25 protein-coding genes are annotated in these 22,406 nt (G+C 64.8%); 9 read left to right on the forward strand and 16 right to left on the reverse strand.

The features are described 5' to 3' along the window. The first annotated feature begins 21 nt into the window (after window positions 1-21). Window positions 22-1,155 carry a serine hydrolase domain-containing protein gene (locus ACZ1G8_RS05655; RefSeq protein WP_472680883.1) on the forward strand — a complete coding sequence of 378 codons (1,134 nt, stop codon included), beginning with the start codon at window positions 22-24 and terminating at the stop codon, window positions 1,153-1,155. Here the strand turns inward: ACZ1G8_RS05655 and ACZ1G8_RS05660 are convergent. The 3 genes from ACZ1G8_RS05660 to pdxH are packed head-to-tail and all read right to left on the reverse strand — an operon-like array spanning window position 1,143 to window position 3,518. Further along, window positions 1,143-1,940 (reverse strand): PhzF family phenazine biosynthesis protein, encoded by a 798-nt coding sequence (locus ACZ1G8_RS05660; protein ID WP_472680885.1) that lies wholly within the window; start codon window positions 1,938-1,940, stop codon window positions 1,143-1,145. The two genes, ACZ1G8_RS05655 and ACZ1G8_RS05660, sit on opposite strands and share 13 nt — an antisense overlap. Beyond that, window positions 1,937-2,872 (reverse strand): cation diffusion facilitator family transporter, encoded by a 936-nt coding sequence (locus ACZ1G8_RS05665; RefSeq protein WP_472680886.1) that lies wholly within the window; start codon window positions 2,870-2,872, stop codon window positions 1,937-1,939. Before ACZ1G8_RS05665 ends, ACZ1G8_RS05660 begins: the two co-directional genes overlap by 4 nt. Before the next feature lie 10 nt (window positions 2,873-2,882). Further along, window positions 2,883-3,518 carry a pyridoxamine 5'-phosphate oxidase gene (gene pdxH, locus ACZ1G8_RS05670; RefSeq protein WP_472680888.1) on the reverse strand — a complete coding sequence of 212 codons (636 nt, stop codon included), beginning with the start codon at window positions 3,516-3,518 and terminating at the stop codon, window positions 2,883-2,885. A gap of 203 nt (window positions 3,519-3,721) precedes the next feature. On the opposite strand from pdxH, the gene ACZ1G8_RS05675 reads away from it, so the two are divergent. The 5 genes from ACZ1G8_RS05675 (at window position 3,722) to ACZ1G8_RS05695 (ending at window position 7,907) form a co-directional block, all read left to right on the forward strand. Then, complete coding sequence (locus ACZ1G8_RS05675; protein WP_472680890.1) at window positions 3,722-4,036, forward strand: hypothetical protein; 315 nt, start codon at window positions 3,722-3,724, stop codon at window positions 4,034-4,036. A 56-nt stretch (window positions 4,037-4,092) separates the two neighbouring features. Further along, window positions 4,093-5,055 carry a DnaJ C-terminal domain-containing protein gene (locus ACZ1G8_RS05680; protein ID WP_472680892.1) on the forward strand — a complete coding sequence of 321 codons (963 nt, stop codon included), beginning with the start codon at window positions 4,093-4,095 and terminating at the stop codon, window positions 5,053-5,055. Between the two features lie 86 nt (window positions 5,056-5,141). Continuing rightward, window positions 5,142-6,080 (forward strand): YihY/virulence factor BrkB family protein, encoded by a 939-nt coding sequence (locus ACZ1G8_RS05685; protein ID WP_472680894.1) that lies wholly within the window; start codon window positions 5,142-5,144, stop codon window positions 6,078-6,080. Further along, window positions 6,077-6,886, forward strand: coding sequence for an enoyl-ACP reductase FabI (fabI, locus tag ACZ1G8_RS05690; protein WP_221427339.1), 810 nt, complete (start codon window positions 6,077-6,079; stop codon window positions 6,884-6,886). Before ACZ1G8_RS05685 ends, fabI begins: the two co-directional genes overlap by 4 nt. A 19-nt stretch (window positions 6,887-6,905) precedes the next feature. Next, window positions 6,906-7,907 (forward strand): SDR family NAD(P)-dependent oxidoreductase, encoded by a 1,002-nt coding sequence (locus ACZ1G8_RS05695; RefSeq protein ID WP_472680896.1) that lies wholly within the window; start codon window positions 6,906-6,908, stop codon window positions 7,905-7,907. A 3-nt stretch (window positions 7,908-7,910) separates the two neighbouring features. On the opposite strand, the gene wecB is transcribed toward ACZ1G8_RS05695, so the two are convergent. The 9 genes from wecB to ACZ1G8_RS05740 all read right to left on the reverse strand — a co-directional run bounded on the left by wecB (window position 7,911) and on the right by ACZ1G8_RS05740 (window position 15,188). Beyond that, the gene (wecB, locus tag ACZ1G8_RS05700) at window positions 7,911-9,032 is read right to left on the reverse strand and encodes a non-hydrolyzing UDP-N-acetylglucosamine 2-epimerase (protein ID WP_472680898.1); all 1,122 of its coding nucleotides are present in this window, start codon (window positions 9,030-9,032) and stop codon (window positions 7,911-7,913) included. Window positions 9,033-9,074: 42 nt separating this feature from the next. Further along, on the reverse strand, window positions 9,075-9,668 hold the full coding sequence (locus tag ACZ1G8_RS05705) for a hypothetical protein (RefSeq protein ID WP_472680900.1): 594 nt from the start codon (window positions 9,666-9,668) through the stop codon (window positions 9,075-9,077). A gap of 90 nt (window positions 9,669-9,758) precedes the next feature. Then, on the reverse strand, window positions 9,759-10,289 hold the full coding sequence (locus tag ACZ1G8_RS05710; RefSeq protein ID WP_221427336.1) for a demethoxyubiquinone hydroxylase family protein: 531 nt from the start codon (window positions 10,287-10,289) through the stop codon (window positions 9,759-9,761). Window positions 10,290-10,299: 10 nt separating this feature from the next. Continuing rightward, window positions 10,300-10,782 (reverse strand): disulfide bond formation protein B, encoded by a 483-nt coding sequence (locus tag ACZ1G8_RS05715; RefSeq protein ID WP_472680902.1) that lies wholly within the window; start codon window positions 10,780-10,782, stop codon window positions 10,300-10,302. A gap of 19 nt (window positions 10,783-10,801) precedes the next feature. Beyond that, window positions 10,802-12,142, reverse strand: a complete 1,341-nt coding sequence (locus tag ACZ1G8_RS05720; RefSeq protein WP_472680904.1) for a S41 family peptidase — start codon at window positions 12,140-12,142, stop codon at window positions 10,802-10,804. A gap of 131 nt (window positions 12,143-12,273) precedes the next feature. Further along, a complete protein-coding gene (locus ACZ1G8_RS05725; RefSeq protein ID WP_472680905.1) occupies window positions 12,274-13,494 on the reverse strand; it encodes a murein hydrolase activator EnvC family protein in 1,221 nt (406 codons plus the stop codon). A gap of 21 nt (window positions 13,495-13,515) precedes the next feature. Continuing rightward, on the reverse strand, window positions 13,516-13,938 hold the full coding sequence (locus ACZ1G8_RS05730; protein ID WP_221550645.1) for a 23S rRNA (pseudouridine(1915)-N(3))-methyltransferase RlmH: 423 nt from the start codon (window positions 13,936-13,938) through the stop codon (window positions 13,516-13,518). 119 nt (window positions 13,939-14,057) lie between these two features. Then, entirely contained in the window at window positions 14,058-14,477 is a 420-nt protein-coding gene (gene rsfS, locus ACZ1G8_RS05735) for a ribosome silencing factor (RefSeq protein ID WP_472680908.1), read from the reverse strand. A 57-nt stretch (window positions 14,478-14,534) separates the two neighbouring features. Further along, window positions 14,535-15,188 (reverse strand): nicotinate-nucleotide adenylyltransferase, encoded by a 654-nt coding sequence (locus ACZ1G8_RS05740; RefSeq protein WP_472680909.1) that lies wholly within the window; start codon window positions 15,186-15,188, stop codon window positions 14,535-14,537. A gap of 284 nt (window positions 15,189-15,472) precedes the next feature. On the opposite strand from ACZ1G8_RS05740, the gene ACZ1G8_RS05745 reads away from it, so the two are divergent. Together ACZ1G8_RS05745 and ACZ1G8_RS05750 are read left to right on the forward strand one after the other, a co-directional pair. Then, complete coding sequence (locus tag ACZ1G8_RS05745) at window positions 15,473-16,630, forward strand: M23 family metallopeptidase (RefSeq protein ID WP_472680911.1); 1,158 nt, start codon at window positions 15,473-15,475, stop codon at window positions 16,628-16,630. Window positions 16,631-16,649: 19 nt separating this feature from the next. After that, on the forward strand, window positions 16,650-17,045 hold the full coding sequence (locus ACZ1G8_RS05750; protein ID WP_472680913.1) for a bactofilin family protein: 396 nt from the start codon (window positions 16,650-16,652) through the stop codon (window positions 17,043-17,045). Between the two features lie 82 nt (window positions 17,046-17,127). Here ACZ1G8_RS05750 and ACZ1G8_RS05755 read toward each other — a convergent pair whose 3' ends face one another. Further along, complete coding sequence (locus ACZ1G8_RS05755; protein ID WP_472680915.1) at window positions 17,128-18,816, reverse strand: long-chain-fatty-acid--CoA ligase; 1,689 nt, start codon at window positions 18,814-18,816, stop codon at window positions 17,128-17,130. A gap of 75 nt (window positions 18,817-18,891) precedes the next feature. Then, complete coding sequence (locus tag ACZ1G8_RS05760) at window positions 18,892-19,626, reverse strand: DUF1013 domain-containing protein (protein WP_472680916.1); 735 nt, start codon at window positions 19,624-19,626, stop codon at window positions 18,892-18,894. Window positions 19,627-19,796: 170 nt separating this feature from the next. Between ACZ1G8_RS05760 and ACZ1G8_RS05765 the strand changes: the two genes are divergently transcribed. After that, entirely contained in the window at window positions 19,797-20,402 is a 606-nt protein-coding gene (locus ACZ1G8_RS05765) for a hypothetical protein (RefSeq protein ID WP_472680918.1), read from the forward strand. Here ACZ1G8_RS05765 and ACZ1G8_RS05770 read toward each other — a convergent pair. Both ACZ1G8_RS05770 and ACZ1G8_RS05775 read right to left on the reverse strand, forming a co-directional pair. After that, entirely contained in the window at window positions 20,399-21,454 is a 1,056-nt protein-coding gene (locus ACZ1G8_RS05770; RefSeq protein ID WP_472681204.1) for a glycosyltransferase family 4 protein, read from the reverse strand. The two genes, ACZ1G8_RS05765 and ACZ1G8_RS05770, sit on opposite strands and share 4 nt — an antisense overlap. 17 nt (window positions 21,455-21,471) lie before the next feature. Then, window positions 21,472-22,362 carry a UDP-2,3-diacylglucosamine diphosphatase gene (locus ACZ1G8_RS05775; RefSeq protein ID WP_472680919.1) on the reverse strand — a complete coding sequence of 297 codons (891 nt, stop codon included), beginning with the start codon at window positions 22,360-22,362 and terminating at the stop codon, window positions 21,472-21,474. Window positions 22,363-22,406 lie beyond the last annotated feature (44 nt).

Genomic DNA, 22,406 nt, shown 5'->3' on the forward strand with positions numbered 1-22,406 from the left:
CCTCATGCGAGTGACGATTGCATGTCAGTGTGGTCGCGCCCCCTTATCGCCCTTGCCCTTGCCGCTACAAGCCTTGCGAGCTGCGGTGCCCCCGGCCCTGCCGAAGAGCCCCCGCTTTCGGACGAAGCGCTCTCGTCGGTGACCGCCGATCCGGGCGCGCCGACCAAGGCGCTGGCGCGTGAGGTGGACGACCTTTTCCGCATGGAAGGTCTCGGCGAAACGCGCGCGCTGATCGTGATGCATGACGGCAAGCTCGCCGCCGAACGCTATGGCGCAGGCTACGATGCCGAGACCCGCCTTGTCAGCTGGTCGATGGCCAAGACGGTCACCGCGCTCCTCATCGGACAGCTCGTCGGCGACGGCCTGCTGCGGCTCGACGAGCCCGCCCCCGTGCCGCGCTGGCAGCGCAGCGGCGATCCGCGGGCGGACATCACCCTGCGCCACCTCCTCCAGATGCGCGCCGGTCTCGAGCACACCGAGGCCGGCCCCGTGCCCTACGAGAGCAGCGAGGTGCGCATGCTCTTCCTCGACGGGCGTGACGACATGGCGGACTATGCCACGGCGCAACCGCCCGAGGCCGAGCCGGGCGAGAAGTTCGAGTATTCCTCGAACACCACTGTCATCCTCGCCGATATCGCGGCGCGCACGCTGGCCGATGCAGACCATGCCGAGGCGCGCCGCCGCGCGGTGAGCGACTATCTCGACGCGCGGCTCTTCGAGCCGCTCGACATGACCTCGATGGTCCCCGAATTCGACCGCGCGGGCACGCTCGTGGGCGGCAGCCTTATGCACGCTACCGCGCGCGACTGGGCGAAGCTCGGCGAACTCATGCGCCGCAAGGGCTCGCATCGCGGCGAGCAGCTCGTCCCGCGCAGCTGGATCGAGAAGATGGTCACCCCCAGCCCCGCCAGCCCGCATTACGGACTCCAGACCTGGCTGAACCGCCCCAATGGCGAGCCCGAGCACCCGCTCTTCCCTAACCGCGCACCGCAATCGATGTTCGCCATGATCGGCCATATGGGCCAGTACGTGATCGTCTCGCCCGAACAGGGGCTGACGATCGTGCGCCTCGGTCATTCGAACCGCGAGGAGCGCATCGCCATGCTCCAGCAGGTCGCCGACATCATGGAGCTCTACCCCGTTCAGGGCAGGTAGAAGCTACCTTCCACCACGGTCACGCAAGGTCCGCCAAGGATCGCCTTGTCGCCCTCGAGCCGGCAGGTCGCATGTCCACCGCGCTGCGATGCCTGGAAGGCGGTGAAACTGTCGCGCCTGAGCCGGTTCGCCCAGAAATGGGTGAGGCAGGCATGGGCCGAGCCGGTGAAGCTGTCCTCGTCCACGCCGCCACCGGGTACGAAGACGCGGCTGACGATGTCGGTGTCTGATCCGGGAGCGGTGCAGATGAACTGGTCGTTCCCTAGCGCCCTGAGGCCACGCAAATCGGGATCGAGCGCGCGCACCTGTTCCCCGGTCTCGAACAGGTAGATGCCGTAGCCATCGGGGTTGAGCCAGACTTCCTGCGGCGTGCTACCCAGCAGCGCGACCGCCTCGTCCCACTCGCCGCGGGTCGTCGGGATGGCCGGCAGAGCTAGCTCGTAGCCATCACCTGCCTTCGACACTTCGAGGATGCCCGCCTTGCGCGTGCGCAGGGTGACCCGCTCGCCGCCGTCCCGCGTCAGCAGCACATGCCCGCTCGCCAGCGTCGCATGCCCGCACAGCCGGACTTCCTCGGTCGGGGTGAACCAGCGCAGTTCCCAGTCGGCCTCGCCGCTCGCATCGGGCACGACGAAGGCGGTTTCGGCAAAGTTGTTCTCCTCGCCGATGGCCTGCAGCTCATCGTCGGGCAGCCAATCCTCGAGCGGCATGACCGCGGCCTGGTTTCCCTCGAAGGGGCGCGAGGCGAAGGCATCGACATGCCAATAGGGAAGCGTCTTCGTCATTCGTCGTCCTCAAGCTTGGCGAATTCGTCGGTCTCGGCGAGCGGATTGTCCGGCTCGTCGACGTGGCCTTCGGGGTCGATATGGATGAGCAATTCCATCCCGGGGAAGCGGCCGCAAAGGTCTTCCTCGACACGCTCGATGATGTCGTGTGCTTCCTCCACCGTCATTTCGCCCGAAAGGTCGACGTGGAACTGCACGAAGTCCCGGTTGCCGCTGGTGCGGGTGCGCAGATCATGGAGGTTCGAAAGCTCCGGATGGCGCGCCGCCGCTTCGACGAAGGCCAGCCGTTTCTCCTCGGGCCATTCGCGGTCCATCAGGTCGTCGACCGCATCGCGCGCCGCCGAATAGGCGCCCCAGCCGAGCCATGCGGCAATCGCGAGGCCGAACAGCGGGTCTGCCCCCGTCACGCCCATGAACTGGTCGATCACGAGCGCTGCGATCACCGCGAGGTTGAGGAAGAGGTCCGACCTGTAATGCAGGTGGTCGGTCTGGATCGCGAGGCTGCGCGTCTGGCTCATCACGTAGCGCTGCCAGCCGAGCAGCGCGAAGGTCAGCACGATGGCGATTACCGAGACGGCGATACCTTCTTCGGCCGCCTTGACCTCGCTTCCTTCGACGAGCTGCGTGATTGCTCGAACCGCGATACCGAAAGCCGAAAGGGCGATCAGCATGACCTGGAAGATCGCGGCCAGCGCCTCGGCCTTGCCGTGGCCGAAGCGGTGGTCCTCGTCGGCGGGCATCGAGGCGATCCACACGCCGGTCAGCGTCGCGATGCTCGCAATGAGGTCGAGCGCGGAATCGGCAAGGCTGCCGAGCATGGCGGTCGAGCCAGTGCGCCAGCTCGCCCATGCCTTGAGCAGGACGAGAATCACCGCGACGGTGATCGATGCCATGGCCGCCGAGCGGGCCAGAAGGGCGCGGTTGTCGGTCACTCGTCAGGCCTCACGGATAGAGCAGCGTGTTCGACCAGGCGTCCTTCGGTCCCTCGCGGGTGAAGCGGCGGCGGTCGTGAAGTCGGTACTTGCGGTCGTGCCAGAACTCGATCGCGCGCGGGCACAGCAGGAAGCCGGTCCAGTGCGGCGGGCGCGGAATGTCGCCTTCGGGGAAGTGCTCTTCCAGCGCGGCCACACGGTCGAGATAGACCTGCCGTTCGGGCAGCGGGCGCGACTGGTCGCTTGCCGCCGAGCCGATCTGCGAGGCGCGCGGGCGCGAGTGGAAGTAGGCATCGGCCTGCTCTTCGCTCACCTCGGTAAGCGGGCCCTCGATGCGGATCTGGCGGCGCTGGCTCTTCCAGTGGAACAGCAGGCTGGCGTGCATGTTGGCGCGGATCTCCTCGCCCTTGCGGCTTTCTGCGTTGGTGTAGAAGACGAACCCCCCGCCCTCGCCCAATCCGCTGCCGTGACCCTTCAGCAGGACCATGCGCACAGAGGGGCGGCCCTCGGGGGTCGCGGTCGCGAGCGCCATCGCGTTCGGATCGTTGAGCTCGGTTTCCTTGGCCTCGCCGAACCACTCCTCAAACAGCGCGAAGGGATCGGTGACCGGAATCGCGCTCTTCGTATCGTCCACGGTGTCGGTCAATTGCTACTCCTACAGCTTGGAACGGATGGAACACGGTCCAGGGCGAAAAAGCGCCGCTTGCATATTCCGCCCTCGATTGCCGGAACTTTGGCGGGTTTGCGAGGATTGAGGCAGAACATGAGGCGCGCTCTAGCGATACACATAAATGTAGGAAAGGCTCGCCGTTCGTTGCCCGCTATATGCGACAATGGTAGTTGCAGGAGATGGATCTGTTCAATCTGATGCTCGGCGTTCTCTTCGTCATTGTTGGGATCGGGGTGTTTCTGGGAATACCTGCTTACTACCTACGCCGGGGGTACAGGGACGGCATGTCGTTCTGGGGCGACCTGAAAAGCTTCACCGCCTTCATCTTTTTCCTCTTTGCCGCTCAGGTGGCGATGTATGCGTGGCACGGTGAGCTCAGTGACCTCCTCCTCAAGACAATGCTGGCGATGATGGGCTGGCTGATCGCCTCTGCTAACCTCGGATACGCAATTGGTCGCTTCCTCGGGAACAGGCACGGAAAAATCAAAGGATAGACGCGGGACAGGGAGAGTCCTTGTTTTGGCTCACTGTTCCAACTAGCTAACACACCATGGCAGACCCGTATTCCACCCTTGGCGTATCGCGCTCGGCAGACGAGAAGGCGATCAAGAGCGCCTATCGCAAGCTCGCCAAGGAGCTGCATCCGGACAAGAACAAGGACAATCCCAAGGCGGCGGAGAAATTCTCCGACGTGACCAAGGCCTACGACCTCCTGTCCGACAAGGACAAGCGCGCCCAGTTCGATCGCGGCGAGATCGACATGGAGGGCAACCCGACCAATCCCTTCGGCGGCATGGGCGGCGGCTTCGGTGGTGGCGGCGGCGGTTTCGGGGGCGCGGGCGGCGGCCAGCGCGGCTTCCGCGCGGAGGATTTCCAGGGCTTCGGCAACGACCAGGTCGACCTCGGCGACATCTTCGAAGGTCTGTTCGGCGGTGGCCGCGCACGCAGCGGCGGCCCGGGCGGAGGCTTTGCCGGCAGGCGCCCGCCCCCGCGAAAAGGGGCCGACATCGGCTATACCCTGCGCGTGCCCTTCATCGATGCGGCGACACTGCGCGACCAGCGCATCACGCTCGCCGACGGCAAGACCATCGACCTGAAACTGCCCAAGGGCCTCGAGGACGGCACGCAGATGCGCCTCAAGGGCAAGGGCGAACAGGGCCCGGGCGGCGCGGGCGACGGGCTCGTCACGATCAGGGTCGACGGCCACAAGCTTTACAAGCGTGCAGGCGACGACGTGCGGTTCGACCTGCCGATCACGCTCGACGAGGCGGTGAACGGCGGCAAGGTCCGCGTGCCCACGGTCGATGGTCCGGTGATGATGACGATCAAGCCCGGCACCGACGGCGGCACAGTCCTGCGCCTCAAGGGCAAGGGCTTCACCCGCAAGAACGGCACCCGCGGCGACCAGCTCGTGACGCTCGAAATCCAGCTTCCTGAAGATCTAGAGGAACTTGCCAAGCGGCTCGATGGGTGGAAGGACGAGAGCGACCCGCGCAGCAAGCTCCAGGTGTAATCCTGTCCGACGCCGATCTACCCCCGCCCAAGGAACGCGAGATCCACTCGCTGTCACCCGAGGCGCGACGGAAGGAAGCGGCCCATTTGCGAGGGCGCCTCAGCGACACGGTCGGCCCCGGCACGCGCGCATGGGAAGTGGCCAAGCGCACGCTGATCGGCACCTATAACGACGGTTTCATCCACGCGGGCAACCTTGCCTATCTCGCCATGCTGGCGATCTTCCCTTTCTTCATCCTCGGCGCGGCGATCTTCTCCGCGATCGGCGAGGAAAGCGAGCGTGCGGCGACCATCAATGCGGTGCTCTATGCCCTGCCCCCCGTGGTCGGGAACGTGATCGAACCGGTGGCGCGCGACGTGATCCAGGCCCGCTCGGGCTGGCTCCTGTGGGCGGGCGCGGCAGTGGCGCTGTGGACCGTGGGCAGCCTGATCGAGACGATCCGCGACATATTGCGCCGCGCCTATGGCACCGAACCGACGCAGGCCTTCTGGAAATACCGCCTCTTCTCGACCGCCGTGATCCTGGGTGCGGTGCTGCTGCTGATGCTCAGCCTGATGGCGCAATTCGTGATCGGCACCGCGCAGGAGATCATCGAGGCCTATTTCCCTGAATTGATCGACCGCCTCGCCGCGCTGCAGCTCTCGCGCATCGTGCCCGCTTTCGGCCTCTTCGCCTCGCTCTATCTCATCTTCTACACGCTCACGCCCTCGAAATATCGCGGCAGTCGCTATCCGAAATGGCCAGGAGTACTCCTGACGACCTTTTGGTGGATAGCGGTGACCACGGTTATGCCTGCGGTGCTGAGCCGTTTCTTCGCCTACAACCTCACCTACGGCGGGCTGGCAGGCGTGATGATCGCGCTGTTCTTTTTCTGGCTTGTCGGGCTCGGGGTGGTTATCGGCGCGGAATTGAACGCTGCGCTGGCCGAAACGCCCGAAGAGGAATTGGCGGACGAGACCGACGAGGGACGCCGGGCGCAGCTCGAGAAGGAAATGCTCAGCGAGCAGGAAGGATGCGGAACATGAGCGGATTGATGGCAGGCAAACGCGGCCTCATCATGGGTCTCGCCAACGACAAGTCGCTGGCTTGGGGGATTGCCAAGCAGCTGAAGGACCAGGGTGCGGAGATGGCGTTCTCCTACCAGGGCGAAGCGCTCAAGAAGCGCGTCGGCCCGCTCGCCGAACAGCTGGGCAGCGATTTCGTCTTCGAATGCGACGTGTCGGACATGGACGCGCTCGACAAGGCATTCGACACGCTGAAAGAGCGCTGGGACACGATCGACTTCGTGGTCCACGCCATCGGTTTTTCCGACAAGAGCGAGCTGCGCGGCAAGTATGTCGACACCAGCCTCGACAACTTCCTGATGACGATGAACATCTCTGCCTACAGCCTCGTTGCAGTGGCCAAGCGCGCGCGCGAGATGATGCCGAACGGCGGAAGCATCCTGACGCTGACCTATTACGGCGCGGAGAAGGTCATCCCGCATTACAATGTCATGGGCGTGGCCAAGGCGGCGCTGGAAACCAGCGTGCAATACCTCGCCAACGATCTCGGCCCGGAAGGCATTCGCGTGAACGCGATCAGCGCAGGTCCGATCAAGACGCTGGCCGCCAGCGGCATCGGAGACTTCCGCTACATCCTGAAGTGGAACGAGTACAACTCGCCGCTGCGTCGCAACGTGACGATCGAAGATGTCGGCGGCTCGGGCCTCTACTTCCTGTCGGACCTTTCCAGCGGCGTGACCGGCGAAACGCATCACGTCGATGCAGGCTACCACGTGGTCGGCATGAAGCAGGAAGACGCGCCCGACATCGCGCTCGACAAGGGCTGACGGCACAACGGGGGGTGACTTGGCGAGAGTACTGGTAACCGGAGCCGCAGGCTTCATCGGCGCGGCAGTGGCAGAGCGGCTCTGCGCGCGCGGCGACGAGGTTCTCGGGATCGACAACCTCAACGACTATTACCAGGTCTCGCTCAAGCACGACCGCGTGGCGCATGTGCGCGAGGCGGCCCCCGACGCCTTCGCCTTCAAGCAAGTCGATTTCTCCGACTGGGACGCGCTTTCCGCCGCGCTCGATGGCGAGGCGTTCGAGAGCATCGTGCACCTCGGTGCGCAGGCGGGCGTTCGATACAGCCTCGAGAACCCGCGCGCCTATGTCGAGGCGAACCTTATGGGCCATGTGAACATGCTCGAGGTCGCCCGCCACCGCGGAAGCGCGCACATGGTCTATGCGAGCTCGTCCTCGGTCTATGGCGGCAACGACAAGCTGCCCTTCTCGGTCGAGGACCGCGCCGACCACCCCGTCTCGCTCTATGCCGCCACCAAGAAGGCGGACGAGCTGATGAGCGAGACCTATGCCCATCTCTACCGCACGCCGCTGACGGGCCTGAGGTTCTTCACCGTCTACGGCCCATGGGGCAGGCCCGACATGGCGCTCTGGCTGTTCACCGACGCGATCCTGTCCGGCAGACCCATCAAGGTCTTCAACGAGGGCGAGATGTGGCGCGACTTTACCTTCATCGACGATATCGTCAGCGGTGTGGTCGCCTGTCTAGACAAGCCCCCGGCAGATGACGGGGCCGAGAAGGCGGGGGGCAGCGTGAAGCCGCATGCGGTCTACAATATCGGCAACCACCGCAGCGAGAAGCTGACCCGCGTCATCGAGCTGATCGAACAGGCCTGCGGGAAGAAGGCAGAGGTGCAGCTCATGCCGATGCAGCCGGGCGATGTCGAAAAGACCTATGCCGATATCGACGCGATCCAGCGCGACATCGGCTACCAGCCGACCACGAGCATCGAACAGGGCATCCCGCAATTTGTCGAGTGGTACCGCGCGTACCACAAGGTCTAGGCGTCAGCCGGCGAGCAACTCGCAGATCCGCTGCGCCGATTTTCCGTCACCATAGGGATTGTGGGCCCGCGCCATCGCGGCATGCGCGCGCGGATCGTCGAGCAGGCGTTCGGTTTCGCGCACGATCCTGTGCGGACAGGTACCGACCAGCCGTGCTGTGCCCGCCGTCACGCCTTCGGGCCTTTCGGTAGTCTCGCGCATGACCAGTACCGGCTTGCCCAGCGCGGGGGCCTCCTCCTGCACGCCGCCGCTGTCGGTGAGGACAATATGGCAGACCGAGAGCAGGCGGGTGAAATGCAGGTAGTCGAGCGGCTCGATCAGCGCGACATTGTCGAGGCCGCCCAGCTGCTCATGCATGATGGCGCGGACCACGGGATTGCGATGCATGGGAAAAATAACCGCAGCGTCATCGCGTAAAGCGACATGTCTAACCGCTTTGGCAATATTCGCCATGCCCTGCCCAAGATTCTCGCGGCGATGGCTGGTCAGGCCGATGATCCGCTTTCCGGCGAACCGGTGTTCGAGCTCGGTCATCCCGGAAACGAGTGAAGGATCGGCATCCGTGCGCTCCGACACCCAGTGCAGCGCGTCGATGACGGTATTGCCGGTCACGCGGACGGTCGCGGAAGGGATGTTTTCGCGCAGGAGCGCCTCGGCGCTCGTCCTGGTCGGCGCGCAATGGAGGCTCGCGATCGCTGCAACCATGCGGCGGTTCGCCTCCTCAGGCCATGGCTGCGAGAGATCGCCGCTGCGCAGCCCCGCCTCGACGTGGCACACCGGTATCTGCCGGTAATGCGCGGCAAGCGCGGCGGCCATTACCGTGGTCGTATCGCCCTGTACCACCACCCAGTCGGGGCATTCCTCGTCCAGCACCTTCCCGATGCCGGTCAGCGCACGCGCGGTCAGGTCGTCGAGCGACTGGCCTTCGCACATGAGATCGAGATCATGGTCGGGGACGATGCCGGCAAGGCCGAGCACCTGGTCAAGCATCTCGCGGTGTTGGGCGGAAACGCAGACCCGCACTTCGAAGCGTGGATCAGCTTCAAGCGCATGGATCAGCGGGAACAGCTTGATCGCTTCGGGCCGCGTACCGAAGATAACAAGAATGCGTGCGCCCGACCCCATGGCCGGGGTCTAGCGCCAAACATCCTGAAATCAAACGGAAATTCAGCGCTCGGGATCGCCCGCGACAACTTCGGGTTCGCTCGTGGTCTCGGGCAGCGGCTCTTCATCGCCGGTTTCGCCCGCACGCTCGCGTTCGAGCCGCTCCATGTAGGCGCGCTCGATCGATTCCACCTCGGCCTGGGTGCGCTCGGCTTCCTCGTCGATACCGGCGAGGCGCTCTTCGCGCTGGGCATTGATGATCTCGCTAAAGCGCACTTCGGAGGCGTTCTCGCGGTCGTCGTAGGCTTTCGCGATCAGCTCCTGCGTACAGCCGGTGAAGCCGCCCGCACCGGTGGGAGAGCATGACATGATGCCGCTCTTGCCGACCATCTCGAGGCGTTCGACACGTTCTGCCCAGGCCTGCGCCTGCGGACCGTCGGTGAAGCGCAGGGCCTCGGGAATGCGGTAGCGTTCGCTTTCCGCTTTGCGCGCGCAGACGACGATCGTGCCGTCGTCGCCCTGCGGGCATTCATCGTCGCCGTAGACGATGACCATGTTGTAGCTGTCGTCGCCCGTTTCGACCGGGGTCTGCGCCTGCACGGGCGCGGCGATTGCTGCTGCGCCGAGGGCGGAAAGGGCAATGAGGGACTTGGTCATGCTGGGCCTCGCAATTGGGTCGATGCGCATTTAGGCGCCTTGTCGGGTGAACTGTCAATGAAGCGCGTGGGCGCGCCCCGCGCCTTCGCGTCAGATACGCTCGGAAATCTTGATCGCGGCCTTGCAGCCCAGGCGGATGATGCCTGAAAGCAGCGGATAGGCGGGCGCACGTTCGGCACCTGCCGCCAGCGCGGCATCGCGGTGTTCGCGCTCGTCTTCGCGGAATTCCTCGATCATGGCAGCGAGTTCGGGATCTTCGTTGGTCGCCTCGAGCTGGTCGAGCTGGTCCGAATAGTGCTTGTCGATCTCGGTTTCGACCGCAGCGGTACAGGCCATGGCAGCCTCGGGGCCGATCAGCGCGGTGGCCGCGCCGAGCGCGAAGCCCGCCTTGTCCCAGAAGGGCTGGAGCGCGGTCGGGCGTACGCCGCGGCGCGCCATCAGCGCGTCGAACTTGGCGCGGTGCCCGGCTTCCTGTTCGGCCATCCCGGCAATCTCTGCCGAATCGGGTCCGCGGTCACCCATCACGGCGAGCTGTCCGGCATAGATCCGCGTTGCGCCGAACTCGCCTGCCTGGTCGACGCGGATCATCCGGGCGATGTGGTCGGGAGTTTTCTTGGTCATTCTCGGGTCTCTATGCCTTCGCGGCGTCCTTGCGCAGCAGGTTGAAGATGACCAGCGCAGCGCCGGTCGAGATCAGGAAATTGAATCCCGCCAGACTAATGCCCAGAAGCGTCCATGGTGCCTCGTCGCAGCGAATGACCGGCGCATTCATGATCGCATCGAGCGCGCTCTCGCCTTCGACCGCCTGCGGGATGGCCGTGCAAGAGGTCAGCCCTTGCCACCAGTCGTATTCGACGCCCGCATGGAAGAGGCCGATGAGCCCGGAGGTGAGGATGCCACCCGCTGCGAGCGAAACCCACAGCCGCTTGGGCGCGAGGAAGAAGCCCATCAGTGCAAAGGCCAGCGCGGCGAAATGGGGCCAGCGCTGCCACCAGCACATCTCGCACGGATAGAGGTCGAAACCGTATTGCGACACATAGGCGCCGGCCAGCAGGGCAGCGGGCACGGCAAGCGCGAGGCGCTGGGCCATTCGCAGTGAAGAAGTCTCTGTCATTGCGCCCGAAGCGCTATCGTTACTTTGCGCGGCTGGCAACGGCGGTCGGCGTGGTCCGGCGCAGCGTTTCGATCGCGTAGTGCAGCTGGAAGTCCTCGATGCCCTGCTCTTCGAGCTCCTCGGCGGTCAGCTGGAAACGCGGATCTTCGCGCTGGTCGCGCTCCATGTCCTCGTCCTTGAGGCCGAGTTCGTTGACGAGGTGACCGCGAAGGTCGCTCTCGCGCATGATGAACTTGCTGCGACGGGCGAGGTCAGGATCGGACAGCTGCGGCACGTCGATATCGGGCTTGATGCCACCTTCCTGCACCGAGTGGCCCGAGGGCGTGTAATAGCGAGCAGTGGTCAGCTTGAGCGCGGCGTCGCGGCCCAGCGGCAGGAGCGACTGGACACTCCCCTTGCCAAAGCTGCGATTGCCCATGACTACCGCGCGGCGATGATCCTGCAGCGCTCCGGCGACAATCTCGCTGGCCGATGCCGAACCTGCGTCAATCAGCACGACGATGGGGAGGCCTTCGGCGATATCGCCGCGGAAGACGGTCTCTGCATCGTAAGCCACCGATTCGCCGCGGGCGCGGCCACGCTGGGTGACGATGCGCCCTTCGGAAAGGAAGAGGTCGGAGAGCGCAACTGCCTCGTCGAGCGAGCCGCCCGGATTCGAGCGCAGGTCGAGCACGAGGCCGTTGATACGGCCGGTCGCCTTGGTCTGAAGGTCCTTCCACGCAGCAAAGACATCGCTGCCGACATCGCGCGAAAACTCGTTGACCATGATGTGGCCGATGTTGCCATCCTTGAGTTCCCAGGTGACGGGTTCGAGCTCGATCACGCCGCGCGTCACGTCTACATCGAACGGTTCGTCGCGGCCCGGACGGAAGACCGTCAGGCGGATCGTCGTGCCTTCGCGGCCGCGCATGCGGGCGACGGCTTCGTCGAGTTCGAGGCCGTAGATGAGTTCGCCATCGAGGTGGGTGATGTAGTCGCCGGCCTTGATGCCGGCCTGGTCGGCGGGGCTGCCGCGGAAGGGCGAGATGATCTTCACCGCGCCGTCGTCGCTCACGACCGAGAGGCCGAGGCCCGAATAATTGCCGTCGATCATGGTTTCGAGGCGCTGGAGATCGCTGCCATCTAGATATCCGGAGTGGGGATCGAGCGCAGCCAGCATGCCGTCGATCGCGCCGTTGATCAGGACATCGTCCTCGACCGGTTCGACGTAGCTCGCCTTGACCCGCTCGTAGACCGCGAAGAGCTTGCCGAATTCGGGTCCGGCATTGCCGTCTACACGGGCGAGGCCGGCCGTGGTTGCCGGGATCAGCGCCACCGCGGTAACGAGTGCGGCCGAACGGGCGAGATTGGCGATCTTCATGCAGCGAAATCCTTCAGGGCTCTTCGTGCGCATTCTATAGCGCGACTGGAGTGAATGGAAGATGACCCTGTTTAGCGCAGAAATGCGAGAAAAATTCGACGAATGTCCCGATCGGGGGCGATAATCGCCCGCTAGCGCTGGAAATCGAGCGGATTGACCGGTCTTCCGTTGCGCCGCAGTTCGAAGGCGATGCGCGGACGGGCCTGGGTCGCGAGGCCCAGCGGCGAGCCCGCGGTCACGCTCTGGCCAACCTCCACGCTGACCTGCCCCAGGCCGGTTACGAGGCTGGTCCATTCACCGTCGTGCTCGAGGATCACGATGCGCCCGAAACCCTCGTAGGGGCCGGCAAAGGACACGCGACCTGCTGCGGGAGAGACAACCTGCGCGCCGGGACGCGGCACGATGGCAAGGCCCGATGCGCGGCCGCCCGAAGGGCCGGTTTCTCCGAAGCCTTCGGCGACATGGCCGGAAACAGGAAGAAGAAATCTATCCGGTGAGTTTCGCAGTGTAGATGAACCAGATTGGCGAGGTGGGGCGACCGCCTGCCCGCTCGCAGGACGCGGAAGGGGGCCACCAAGCGCAGCAAGCCGCTGGCGCATGGCTGCATCGGACTCCAGACGGCCCACAAGCCCGTCGAGGTCGCGCGCCTGTTCGGCGAGTTCGACCGCCAGTTCGGCCTCGCGATTGGCACCGCCAAGTGCCTGGCGCGCAAGAATTCTCTCCTGCTCCGCCTTGGCGATGACGTCACGGCGCCGGCTTTCGAGGCGGCTCTCCGCCTCGCGGCGGTCTGCAAGCACGCCTGCCCGCTCGACTTCGAGTGTACGGGCGCGGTCGAGTTCGCTCCTGAGCGAAGCCGTGCGCGCCCGCACGACCGGCACCGTGCTCGCAAGTACGGCGCGGGTATGGACGACATCGCGCAGCGATCCTGACTGTAGCGCCGAGAGTGCAAGCGGGCGGCTCGCCATGGTCTGCAGCGCGCCGGTCAGTCGCGCCAGCGGTTCGCGCCGCTCGGCCAGCCGCGCATCAAGCGCCTTGCGCTGCTGCTCCACCAGCGAGAGTTCTGCTTCGGCAGCCGCGATCGCGGCCTCGGCCTGCTGGACGCGCGCGGCAAGCGCCGCCGCCTCCTGGAGTGCCTGCTGCGCGGCTTCGCGCGATTGTGCGACCTGGTTTTCGAGGCGCTCGGCACGGCTGCGCGCATTGCGTTGCTGCTGGCGGGCAATCTCGAGCGCCTCGCGTGCGTCCACCGCCTCCTCCGAAGATAAGGGGGCGGTCGAAGGCTGAGCGACAAGTGCATGAAACCCAAAGGCAAGTGCGCCGCTGGCGGCTAGGCAGGCAAGGGCAGCGCGGGTCATGACGTCAGTATCCCTGCCGCATTATCCGCTGCGATGATAGGGGTGGCCGGCGATGATCGTCGTCGCCCGGTAGAGCTGCTCGGCGAGCATCGCACGGGCCATCAGATGCGGCCATGTCGCCTTGCCGAAGGCGAGCAGCAGGTCGGCCTCGCGCCGCTCCTCCTCACTATGCCCGTCAGCCGCGCCCAGTACAAAACGGCACTCGCGCATGCCGTCATCGCGCCAGCGCTCGAGCGTTTCGGCCAGCTTTTCGGAGGAAATGTCCTTGCCGCGCTCGTCGAGCAGCACGGTCTTGTAGGGCGTCTGCGGATCGGGAATGCGCCCGCCGGTCTCGGGGAGTTCGGTGAATTTCACCGGCCAGGTCAGCCGCTTCTCGTACCGCGCGACCAGCTCCGCCTCCGGAGAACGGGCAATCTTGCCGCGAGCGATGACATGAAGAAGCAAGGATAAACCCCTGAAATTCAGGCCTCCCTGGTCACGGCAGTCATAGGCCGACTGGCCGCCCGCAGGTGCCCGAGGATCCGCACCGAGGACACTCGCGCGAAGGCGCGAGCGAAAGGCGATTACGCCGTACCGGCCACCGGCGGTGCGTCGCCAAATGCCCACATGCGCTCGAGATTGTAGAAGCTGCGCACTTCGGGGCGGAACAGGTGGACTACGATGTCGCCCGCGTCGAGCAGCACCCAGTCGGCCTGCGGCAGCCCTTCGAGCTTCACCGGGCCATAGCCTTCGTGCTTCAGCTTTTCGGCGAGCTTCTGGGCGATCGAGGCGACCTGGCGGGTCGAACGGCCCGAGGCGATGACCATGTGGTCGGCGATCGAGCTTTTCCCGGCGAGGTCGATGGAAACCACCTCCTGCGCCTGGTCGTCGTCGAGCTGCGTGAGCACGAGGTCCAGCAGTTCGTCCTTCTTGGCGTCAGTCATCTTCACGACCTTCGCCGTATCGGCTCCGGCAGCAGCCGGATTTGTATGCGCCTGAGTCATAGGCGAGTGTATTACTCCTGATTTTAGAGGCTTGGTGCATGAAACAATCAACGCGCATCATGGCGTAGTCGTTTCCTCCCCTGAAGGAATGAGGTGGTGTGTCACCTGGTCTCGCGGGGAAAAACCGGCGTGGCGCGATGCCCAGTCGGGATCGGCGCGGCGGATGGCCGTGGCCGAACGCGGGTCGGGATCAAATCGCAATGTCACCAGTGCCGGTGCGCTCCATTCGCCCCTGTTCCGGAAGCTGGCGAGCGGCACGCGGTAGCGCCGTAGCCAGGCCATCGCGGGGCTTGCGACAGCAACGCCATCATAGCCGGGCCGCGCGATCACCGCAATCGGCATGCTTCGCGCGATCCCCCGCCAGTCGCGCCAGCGGTGAAACTGGGCGAGGTTGTCGGAGCCCATCAGCCAGGTGAATTCGTGTCGCGGGAAGCGTCTCTGGATCGCGCGCAAGGTGTCTACCGTGTAGCGCGTGCCGAGTTCGCGCTCGATCGCGGTGACGCGGATCGGCGCGCGCCGGGCCTGCGCTATGGCCGAGGTGACGCGGGCGGCGAGCGGTGCCATGCCCGCCTTGGGCTTCAAGGGATTTCCGGGCGATACCAGCCACCAGACCTCGTCCAGCCCCAGCGCATCGCGTGCAAACAGGGAGATCTTCCGGTGACCACCATGCGCCGGATTGAAGCTCCCGCCGAGCAGGCCGATCCGGCTCATGCCTTGCGCCCCGTCGGCGGTGCAGGAAAGCTTGCGCTCATGGCGCGACGCCTATCAGGCGAAGTCCCCCGTGTCAGCGCTTTGGGAACGTTACCGATTCGGAATCGGAAAATTAACCTCCCGGTAACTTTTGTGGCGCGCAAATGAACGAAAGTTCCCTCTCGGCGAAACGCTTCATCCCATCGAGCACTCGACTCGTGGATTCGGGGGAGATGACGGTTCGATTTTATTAACGATTGTCTGTAGGGAATGGCCAAGGGTCAAAGACCAAGGGACGGGTCGTTTTGGAACACACTATCGCCAAGCGCGGTTGGCTAGACCGCATCAACAGCTGGTTTCCTGATCGCGAATTTTTCATGCGGTCGGAAGGCCAGGTTCGCTTCATCACCATTTCATCGCGCGTGCAGAAGGCAGCTGCTGCCTCCGCGCTGCTCGTCGTCGTGGTGTGGGCGGTCTCGCTGGCGATCGCCGGCTGGGCGCAGTACAGCGCCAGCGCCGACCGCATGTCGCTGCTGAGCCGCGAAGCGAAGGTGGCGACTTCGGAAGAACGCCTCGCCGCCTATGGCGACAATCTCGAAGCGGTCAGCGAAGATCTCGACCGCCGCATGGAATTCATCGAAGGCGTCGCAGAGCTCCTCCCGGAAAACATGAAGGTCGATACCGCGATCAGCGATTCGACCGGCGAAGCGGCAGCTACGGTCGAAAAGGTCAGCGCAGCGTTCCCGCAGGCCACCGAACTCGCCCGCATCGAAGCGCGCCAGCTCGCCATCGTCGAAGGCCTGACCCGCTACGCCGACTGGCGCTCGGCCCGCGCTGCCGAAGCGCTCAAGAAGCTCCAGCTCAATCCCGACGCCGTGATCCGCCGCAGCGAAAGCCAGGCCATGGGTGGTCCGCTCGAGGGCCTCTCGACCAGCGCCAATGGCGAAATCGACCCGCGTTTCGAGCGTCTCGGTCTTTCCATGGCGCGCATGTCGGCTCTCGAAAGTGCGCTCGACGGCGTCCCTCAGTTCGCGCCCGCTGCAGGCGGCGTGACCTCGAAGTTCGGCTATCGCCGCGACCCCTTCAACCGCCGCGCCGCGATGCATAACGGCATCGACTTCCGCGGAGCGATCGGCAGCCCGATCTACGCCGCCGCCAAGGGCCGCGTCAGCTTCGTCGGATGGAAGGGCGGCTACGGCAAGACAGTCGAGATCACGCACGGAAATGGCCTGATGACGCGCTATGCTCACCTTTCGCGTTTCGATGCTAAGGTCGGTGACCGGGTTGCGGCAGGCGAGAAGATCGCCGGCATGGGCAGCACCGGCCGTTCGACGGGTTCGCACCTTCACTTCGAAGTCCGCATCAACGGGCGACCCGTAAACCCCCGTACCTTCCTGGAGACAGCCCCCAATGTTCTCGAAGAAATCCGCCGAGCCCCAGAGCTCGCCCACGCTTCCCACTAATCCAGGACGCAGCAATTCCATGGCTTCCAAGAGCAGTTCCACGTTTTCGGTCCTCGGTTCGGACCTCGCCATCAAGGGCGACATCAAGGCTTCGGCCGACCTCCACATCGACGGCAGCATCGAAGGCGACATCGCCTGCACCAGCCTCGTGCAGGGCGAGACCAGCAAGGTCACCGGCGCGGTCCAGGCGGAAACCGCCCGCCTTGCAGGCACGGTCGAAGGTTCGATCACCGCACGCGAGCTCGTGATCCTCAAGACCGCCAAGATCACCGGCGACGTCTTCTATGATGCGCTGACCATCGAACAGGGCGCGCAGGTCGAAGGCCGTTTCGCCCACCGCGATCCCAAGAAGAGCGCACAGCCCGCCGCCAAGGCGCAAGGTGAGAGCAAGCCCGAACTGCAGCTCGCCAACTGATTCATCCGGCTAGGAGAGGACGAAGGCCGCTTCCGCAACGACGGGGGCGGCCTTCTCTTTATGGTGCGGTGGTGGATCGGCGTCAGGCGCCGACTTCGGCGCGCAGGGCCTTGCGGTCGAGCTTGCCGATGATCGTCTTCGGCAGGTCGTCGCGAAGGACGATCTTTTCCACCCGCTCGTGCTTGCCGACACGCTTGTTGAGCCACGCCTTGAGCTCATCGGCGCTTGCCTTGGCATCGGGCTGGAGCACGACGTAAGCATAAGGGCACTCGCCGCGATATTCGTCGGGCTGGCCGATCACGAGCACTTCCTTCACATCCTCGTGCTCGAGCAGGACGTCCTCGACCTGGCTCGGGAAGACCTTGAAGCCGCCGACGGCAATCATGTCCTTGATGCGGTCGACGATCTTGAGGAACCCGTCCTCGTCCATCACGGCGACATCCCCGGTGCGCAGGTAGCGCTTTCCGTCACGCGTCACGAAGGTCTCGCCATCGGTTTCCGGGCGGTTCCAGTAGCCGCGCATGATCTGCGGGCCGTGGACCGCGAGCTCGCCCGGCTCGCCTTCGGGGGCGAGCTTGGTCGGATCCTCCTTGTCGAGGAAGACCACTTCGGTGCCCATGACCAGCTGGCCGATCGTGCCTTTCTTGCGCTCCCCGGCATAGGGACCGGCGGATACCACGCCCGAGCTTTCGGTGAGCCCGTAACCCTCCACCACGCGCACACCCGTGACTTCCTCGAAGCGCGTGTGCACCGGTGCCGGCATCGGCGCGCCGCCCGAGATGCAGACCTTGATCGATGAGACGTCGGTCTTGGCGATCTTGGGGTGATCGAGCAGCGCCTGGAACATGGTCGGCACGCCGGGAAAACCGGTGGTCTTGTACTTGGCGATGGTATCGAGCACCTGGCCTGCCTCGAATCGCGGGACCATGGCGATCGAGGCGCCGGTAACCATCGCGTGATTGAGGAGCGCGGTGTTCGCAAAGACATGGAAGAAGGGCAGCGCGCCCATGAAGACTTCGCTCGACGCGGTGCCGAATGGATTGAGCCCGGCAACCTGCTGCGCGTTCATCGAGAGCTGCGAATGGCCGAGCATCGCGCCCTTGGGCCGGCCGGTAGTGCCGCCGGTGTATTGCAGCAGGGCGATGTCTTCGGCGACGTCGACTGCCGGGAATTCCGCTGTCGAGGGATCGGCGAGCATGTCGCGCCAAGAGCGGATGTCGCCGCCGTAGTCGACGCTTGCGATCTTGCTGCGGCCGAGGGTCTTCAGGACGAGACCCTTGTACCAGGGCAGCATGTCGGCGAGCGAGCCGACCACCAGCGTCTCGAGCTCGGAGGTTTCGAGCACTTGCGATGCCGTGCCGAACAGCTCGGGCACGTCCACGGTCACCAGCAGGCGGGTGCCCGAATCGGCGACCTGCCAGCTCAGCTCCTCGACCGTATAGAGCGGCGAGAAATTGACCACGATCGCGCCCGCCAGCATCGCGCCGTAATAGGCCGAGGCGTAAATCGGGACGTTCGGAAGGAACAGGCCTACACGGTCGCCCTGCCTGATCCCGCTGGCGATCAGCCCGGCTGCAAAACGGCGGGCCTCCTCGTTGATCTGAGCATAGGAATAGCTGCGACCGAGGAAATGCAGGAACGGCGCCTGCGGATTCTTCGCAGTCGTGGCGGCCAGCATATCGGGCAGGCTCGCCGGCGTGAATTGCGCGTCCCAAGGGGTGGGATGGTGATAGGCGAAACTATTGACATCCATGTAAGTTACATGGCGCATCCCGCCTTAAACGCAAGTAAAAAGGGCGGGAAAAGCCGCTGCCCTTCCCGCCCTTCGTGATTTGGTGCCGTGCGCTCAGGCTTCGCCCGGCGTGTCGCCTGCCTCTTCGCCGGCTTCCTCGGCAGCGCGCTTGGCGGTGAGCCATGCTTCGGCCTCGGCCTCCTGCGCAGCTTCGGCGGCAGCCTTTTCGTTGGCTTCGCGTTCGGCGCGCAGTTCCTCGATCAGCTTCTCGCGATCGCTCACCCCGCTCGGTGCTGCGGGGACTTCGCCCTCTTCGGGTGCGGGGAGGTTCTTGGCGGCCTTGGCAACCACGGCATCGAGCTCGCGCTGCGAGCACAGGCCGAGCGTCACCGGATCCTTGGGCTGGATGTTCTGGATGTTCCAGTGGCTGCGCTCGCGGATCGCGGTGATCGTATTGCGCGTCGTGCCGATAAGCTTGGAGATCTGCGCGTCCGAAATCTCGGGGTGGTTACGCAGCAGCCAAGCGATGCCGTCGGGCTTGTCCTGGCGCTTGGAGACCGGCGTGTAGCGCGGGCCCTTGGTGCGGCTGACCGCGACCGGAGCGCGCTGCATCTTCAGCGTGTACTCGCTGTCGGCCTCGCCCTTGGCGATCTCTTCCTGGGTCAGTTCGCCCGAGTGGAGCGGGTCGCGGCCCGTGTACTTGCTGCCCGCGAGATCGTCGGCCATCGCCTGCACTTCGAGGATGTGGAGACCGCAGAATTCTGCGATCTGCTCGAAGGAGAGACCGGTGTTGTCGACCAGCCAGGTGGCGGTCGCATGCGGCATCAGCGGAGTGGGTTGGTCGGCCATGGAATATGCCTTTTCTCGAAACTCAAAATAGAAGGGCCGCCCCTCGCGGAGCGGCCATTGCGCCTCCCATGTAGGCGAGCGCGCCGGATTCGGCAAGCAAATGCCGTTCTAAGAGTTGCTTAACGACCTTTGGCTATACTTCCCCGCGCAAATCGAAGGGGAACATGATTATGCGTCAATGGGTTGCACTTGCCGCTGCGCTGGGACTGGCGGCCTGCGGAGGAGGCTCGGACTTCTCGGTCACGGTTAAGGGCGATGCCTCTGCAGTGAAGCAGAACCTCGCAAAGGCCGGCGGCGGAAGCAGCCTTACCGGCGTCGCTCCGGCCACGATGACTTCGGACGCGAACTCGCTCCTCTTCAAAATCGCCGCTGCCGAGGGTTACGATCCAGCCGAGATCAAATTCGAGTTCCTTCAGGAAGGCGAGCAGACCAAGGTCGACGTGACCGTGGACGTGCCCGAGGTTTCGATGGGAGTGAACGAGTACCTCAGCGAATCCAAGGTCGAGGGCGAGCTGCGCAAGAACCTCAAGAGCTGGGCGCGCGATTATAACAAGTCGGGCAGCATGGCGAGCACGGGCGAGATCGCGCTGACCATGTCGCTCGTCGGCGTGGCCGCGCAGCAGGTGAACATCGACAACGTCTATTTCGCGAGCGACTGGTCGACCGGTGAAGCCCGCGAGGTCGATTATGACAATTGGGCCGGTGCTGGCGAAGACGACAGCGGCTGGTCCTCGGATGCCTCCTATGACGACGGCGGCTGGGGCGACGGCAGCTAGGCCGGCAACGGCTCTCCATCGAGCGCGGCAAGGCCGGCCAGGAACTGGTCGGTCGCCGCTTCCCAGCTGAAACGGGCTCCGCAATCCGCACAACTGCGCGGGTCGCAATAGAGCGCAGCATCGATCGCGCGGTCGATATCCTCGGACATGGCGCCGACATCGTCGGTCACGATGTCGCGCGGCCCAGCGACCGGATAGGCCGCGACCGGCGTGCCGCAAGCCAGCGCCTCGATCATGACCAGACCGAAAGTGTCGGTGCGGCTCGGGAAGACGAAGACGTCCGCCCCCGCATAGCAGCCCGCGAGCTCGCGGCCAGACTTGCGGCCGAGGAAATGCGCCTCGGGATAGCGTGCCCTCAGCTTTTCCAGCGAAGGGCCATCTCCGACCACGACCTTGCTGCCGGGATGCTTCGCCTCGAGGAAGGCCTCGATGTTCTTCTCGACCGCGACGCGCCCGACATAAAGCTGGATCGGGCGCGGCAAGTCAGCGAACTCGGGCGGCGGCGGTGCAAGCGGGTCGAAACAGGCAAGATCGACGCCGCGGGTCCAGTGATGCAGCTTCTCGAGGCCATGCGCGCGCAATTCCTCGCGAATGCTCTCGGTCGCAACCAGCACCCGGTGCGCGGGCGCGTGAAACCACTCGATATAGCGCCAGAACCAGCGAGCCGGCAGGTGCGTGCGCCTCGCGACATATTCGGGAAACTGCGTGTGATAGGCGGTAGTAAACGGCGTTCCCGCACGCCCGCAGTATCGCCGCGCCGCCATGCCGAGCGGGCCCTCGGTCGCAATATGGATCGCCTCGGGCGCGAAATCGCGCAACTTCTTCGCCACTGCACCTGGTCGGCTGATGGCGAGGCGTATTTCGGGATAGGTGGGACAAGGCACGGAGGCGAATTGGTCGGGCGAGATGAGCATGACCTCGTGTCCCTGCCGTCGCAGGATCGCGCAGGTCGTGGCAAGCGTACGGACCACGCCGTTCATCTGCGGACGCCAGGCATCGGTAACAATCGCGATGCGCCCAGGAGCCGGGCCGGCAGTCCCGGGGGCAGGCATCCCCTCTTCGGGCAACTTCACGCCGCCTCCAGCACTTCGGCCGCGGCGAGCACGGTTTCGCGTTTCGCCACTTCCTCGGGCCAGTGGAGCAGTTCCATCGTGCCGTCGAAATGCTCGACCAGCGCGTTGCAGCCTTCGACCCAGTCGCCGTCGTTATAATATGCGACCTTGCGGCCCTCATATTCGAAGTCGCGGATCTCGGCAGTGTGGATGTGGCCGCACACGACGCCATCGACGCCCCGCTCGCCCGCGGCGCGCGCCACCACCTCCTCGTATTTGGAGATGAATTCGACCGCGTTCTTGACCTTGTGCTTGGCCGCCTTGCTGATCGACCAGTAGGGCAGGCCGAGCATGCTGCGTGCCTTCGCCACCCAGCCGTTGAGCTTCATCATCATGTGGTAAAGCGCGTCCCCCACGAAGGCGAGCCAGCGGTGCGCGAGCATGATCGTGTCGAACTCGTCGCCGTGCAGCACCATCAGGCGGCGGCCGTCGGCAGTATCGTGGAAGGCGGCACGGCGGATCTCGACATCACCGAAATTCATGCCCGAGAAGGGCCTCACCATCTCGTCATGGTTGCCCGGGATATAGACGATCCGCGTGCCGCGCTTGGCGCGCTTGAGGATGCGCCAGACAATGTCGTTGTGTTCGGGTGGCCAGTAGAACTTCTTCTTGAGCCGCCAGCCGTCGATGATGTCGCCGACGAGGTACATGGTCTCGCTGTCGGTATGGTCGAGGAAGTCGATCAGCAGCTCGGCATTGCAGCCCTTGGTGCCCAGGTGGACATCGCTGATCCAGATCGTGCGGTACTTGCGCCGCTCGTCGACAACTCTTTCCGGGACGCTCGGTTCAACCGGCGGGAAACCCGCCACATTGGTGAATTCGGCAAGGTCCTTGGGCAGTTCGGTCATGGTCCATCTCCCGAATCTACGTTGGGAGAGCCATGACAGCCGAA

It is taken from the genome of Qipengyuania sp. BR81-2 (assembly GCF_055693895.1).

What these genes read in the sequence shown, in the direction of transcription:
- ACZ1G8_RS05655 (WP_472680883.1), top strand. Translation starts at nt 22, where the DNA reads ATGTCAGTGTGGTCGCGCCCCCTTATCGCCCTTGCCCTTGCCGCTACA.
- ACZ1G8_RS05660 (WP_472680885.1), bottom strand. Translation starts at nt 1,940, where the DNA reads ATGACGAAGACGCTTCCCTATTGGCATGTCGATGCCTTCGCCTCGCGC.
- ACZ1G8_RS05675 (WP_472680890.1), top strand. Translation starts at nt 3,722, where the DNA reads ATGGATCTGTTCAATCTGATGCTCGGCGTTCTCTTCGTCATTGTTGGG.
- ACZ1G8_RS05680 (WP_472680892.1), top strand. Translation starts at nt 4,093, where the DNA reads ATGGCAGACCCGTATTCCACCCTTGGCGTATCGCGCTCGGCAGACGAG.
- fabI (WP_221427339.1), top strand. Translation starts at nt 6,077, where the DNA reads ATGAGCGGATTGATGGCAGGCAAACGCGGCCTCATCATGGGTCTCGCC.
- wecB (WP_472680898.1), bottom strand. Translation starts at nt 9,032, where the DNA reads ATGGGGTCGGGCGCACGCATTCTTGTTATCTTCGGTACGCGGCCCGAA.
- ACZ1G8_RS05705 (WP_472680900.1), bottom strand. Translation starts at nt 9,668, where the DNA reads ATGACCAAGTCCCTCATTGCCCTTTCCGCCCTCGGCGCAGCAGCAATC.
- ACZ1G8_RS05710 (WP_221427336.1), bottom strand. Translation starts at nt 10,289, where the DNA reads ATGACCAAGAAAACTCCCGACCACATCGCCCGGATGATCCGCGTCGAC.
- ACZ1G8_RS05715 (WP_472680902.1), bottom strand. Translation starts at nt 10,782, where the DNA reads ATGACAGAGACTTCTTCACTGCGAATGGCCCAGCGCCTCGCGCTTGCC.
- ACZ1G8_RS05720 (WP_472680904.1), bottom strand. Translation starts at nt 12,142, where the DNA reads ATGAAGATCGCCAATCTCGCCCGTTCGGCCGCACTCGTTACCGCGGTG.
- ACZ1G8_RS05725 (WP_472680905.1), bottom strand. Translation starts at nt 13,494, where the DNA reads ATGACCCGCGCTGCCCTTGCCTGCCTAGCCGCCAGCGGCGCACTTGCC.
- rsfS (WP_472680908.1), bottom strand. Translation starts at nt 14,477, where the DNA reads ATGACTCAGGCGCATACAAATCCGGCTGCTGCCGGAGCCGATACGGCG.
- ACZ1G8_RS05740 (WP_472680909.1), bottom strand. Translation starts at nt 15,188, where the DNA reads ATGAGCCGGATCGGCCTGCTCGGCGGGAGCTTCAATCCGGCGCATGGT.
- ACZ1G8_RS05750 (WP_472680913.1), top strand. Translation starts at nt 16,650, where the DNA reads ATGGCTTCCAAGAGCAGTTCCACGTTTTCGGTCCTCGGTTCGGACCTC.
- ACZ1G8_RS05755 (WP_472680915.1), bottom strand. Translation starts at nt 18,816, where the DNA reads ATGCGCCATGTAACTTACATGGATGTCAATAGTTTCGCCTATCACCAT.
- ACZ1G8_RS05760 (WP_472680916.1), bottom strand. Translation starts at nt 19,626, where the DNA reads ATGGCCGACCAACCCACTCCGCTGATGCCGCATGCGACCGCCACCTGG.
- ACZ1G8_RS05765 (WP_472680918.1), top strand. Translation starts at nt 19,797, where the DNA reads ATGCGTCAATGGGTTGCACTTGCCGCTGCGCTGGGACTGGCGGCCTGC.
- ACZ1G8_RS05770 (WP_472681204.1), bottom strand. Translation starts at nt 21,454, where the DNA reads ATGCCTGCCCCCGGGACTGCCGGCCCGGCTCCTGGGCGCATCGCGATT.
- ACZ1G8_RS05775 (WP_472680919.1), bottom strand. Translation starts at nt 22,362, where the DNA reads ATGACCGAACTGCCCAAGGACCTTGCCGAATTCACCAATGTGGCGGGT.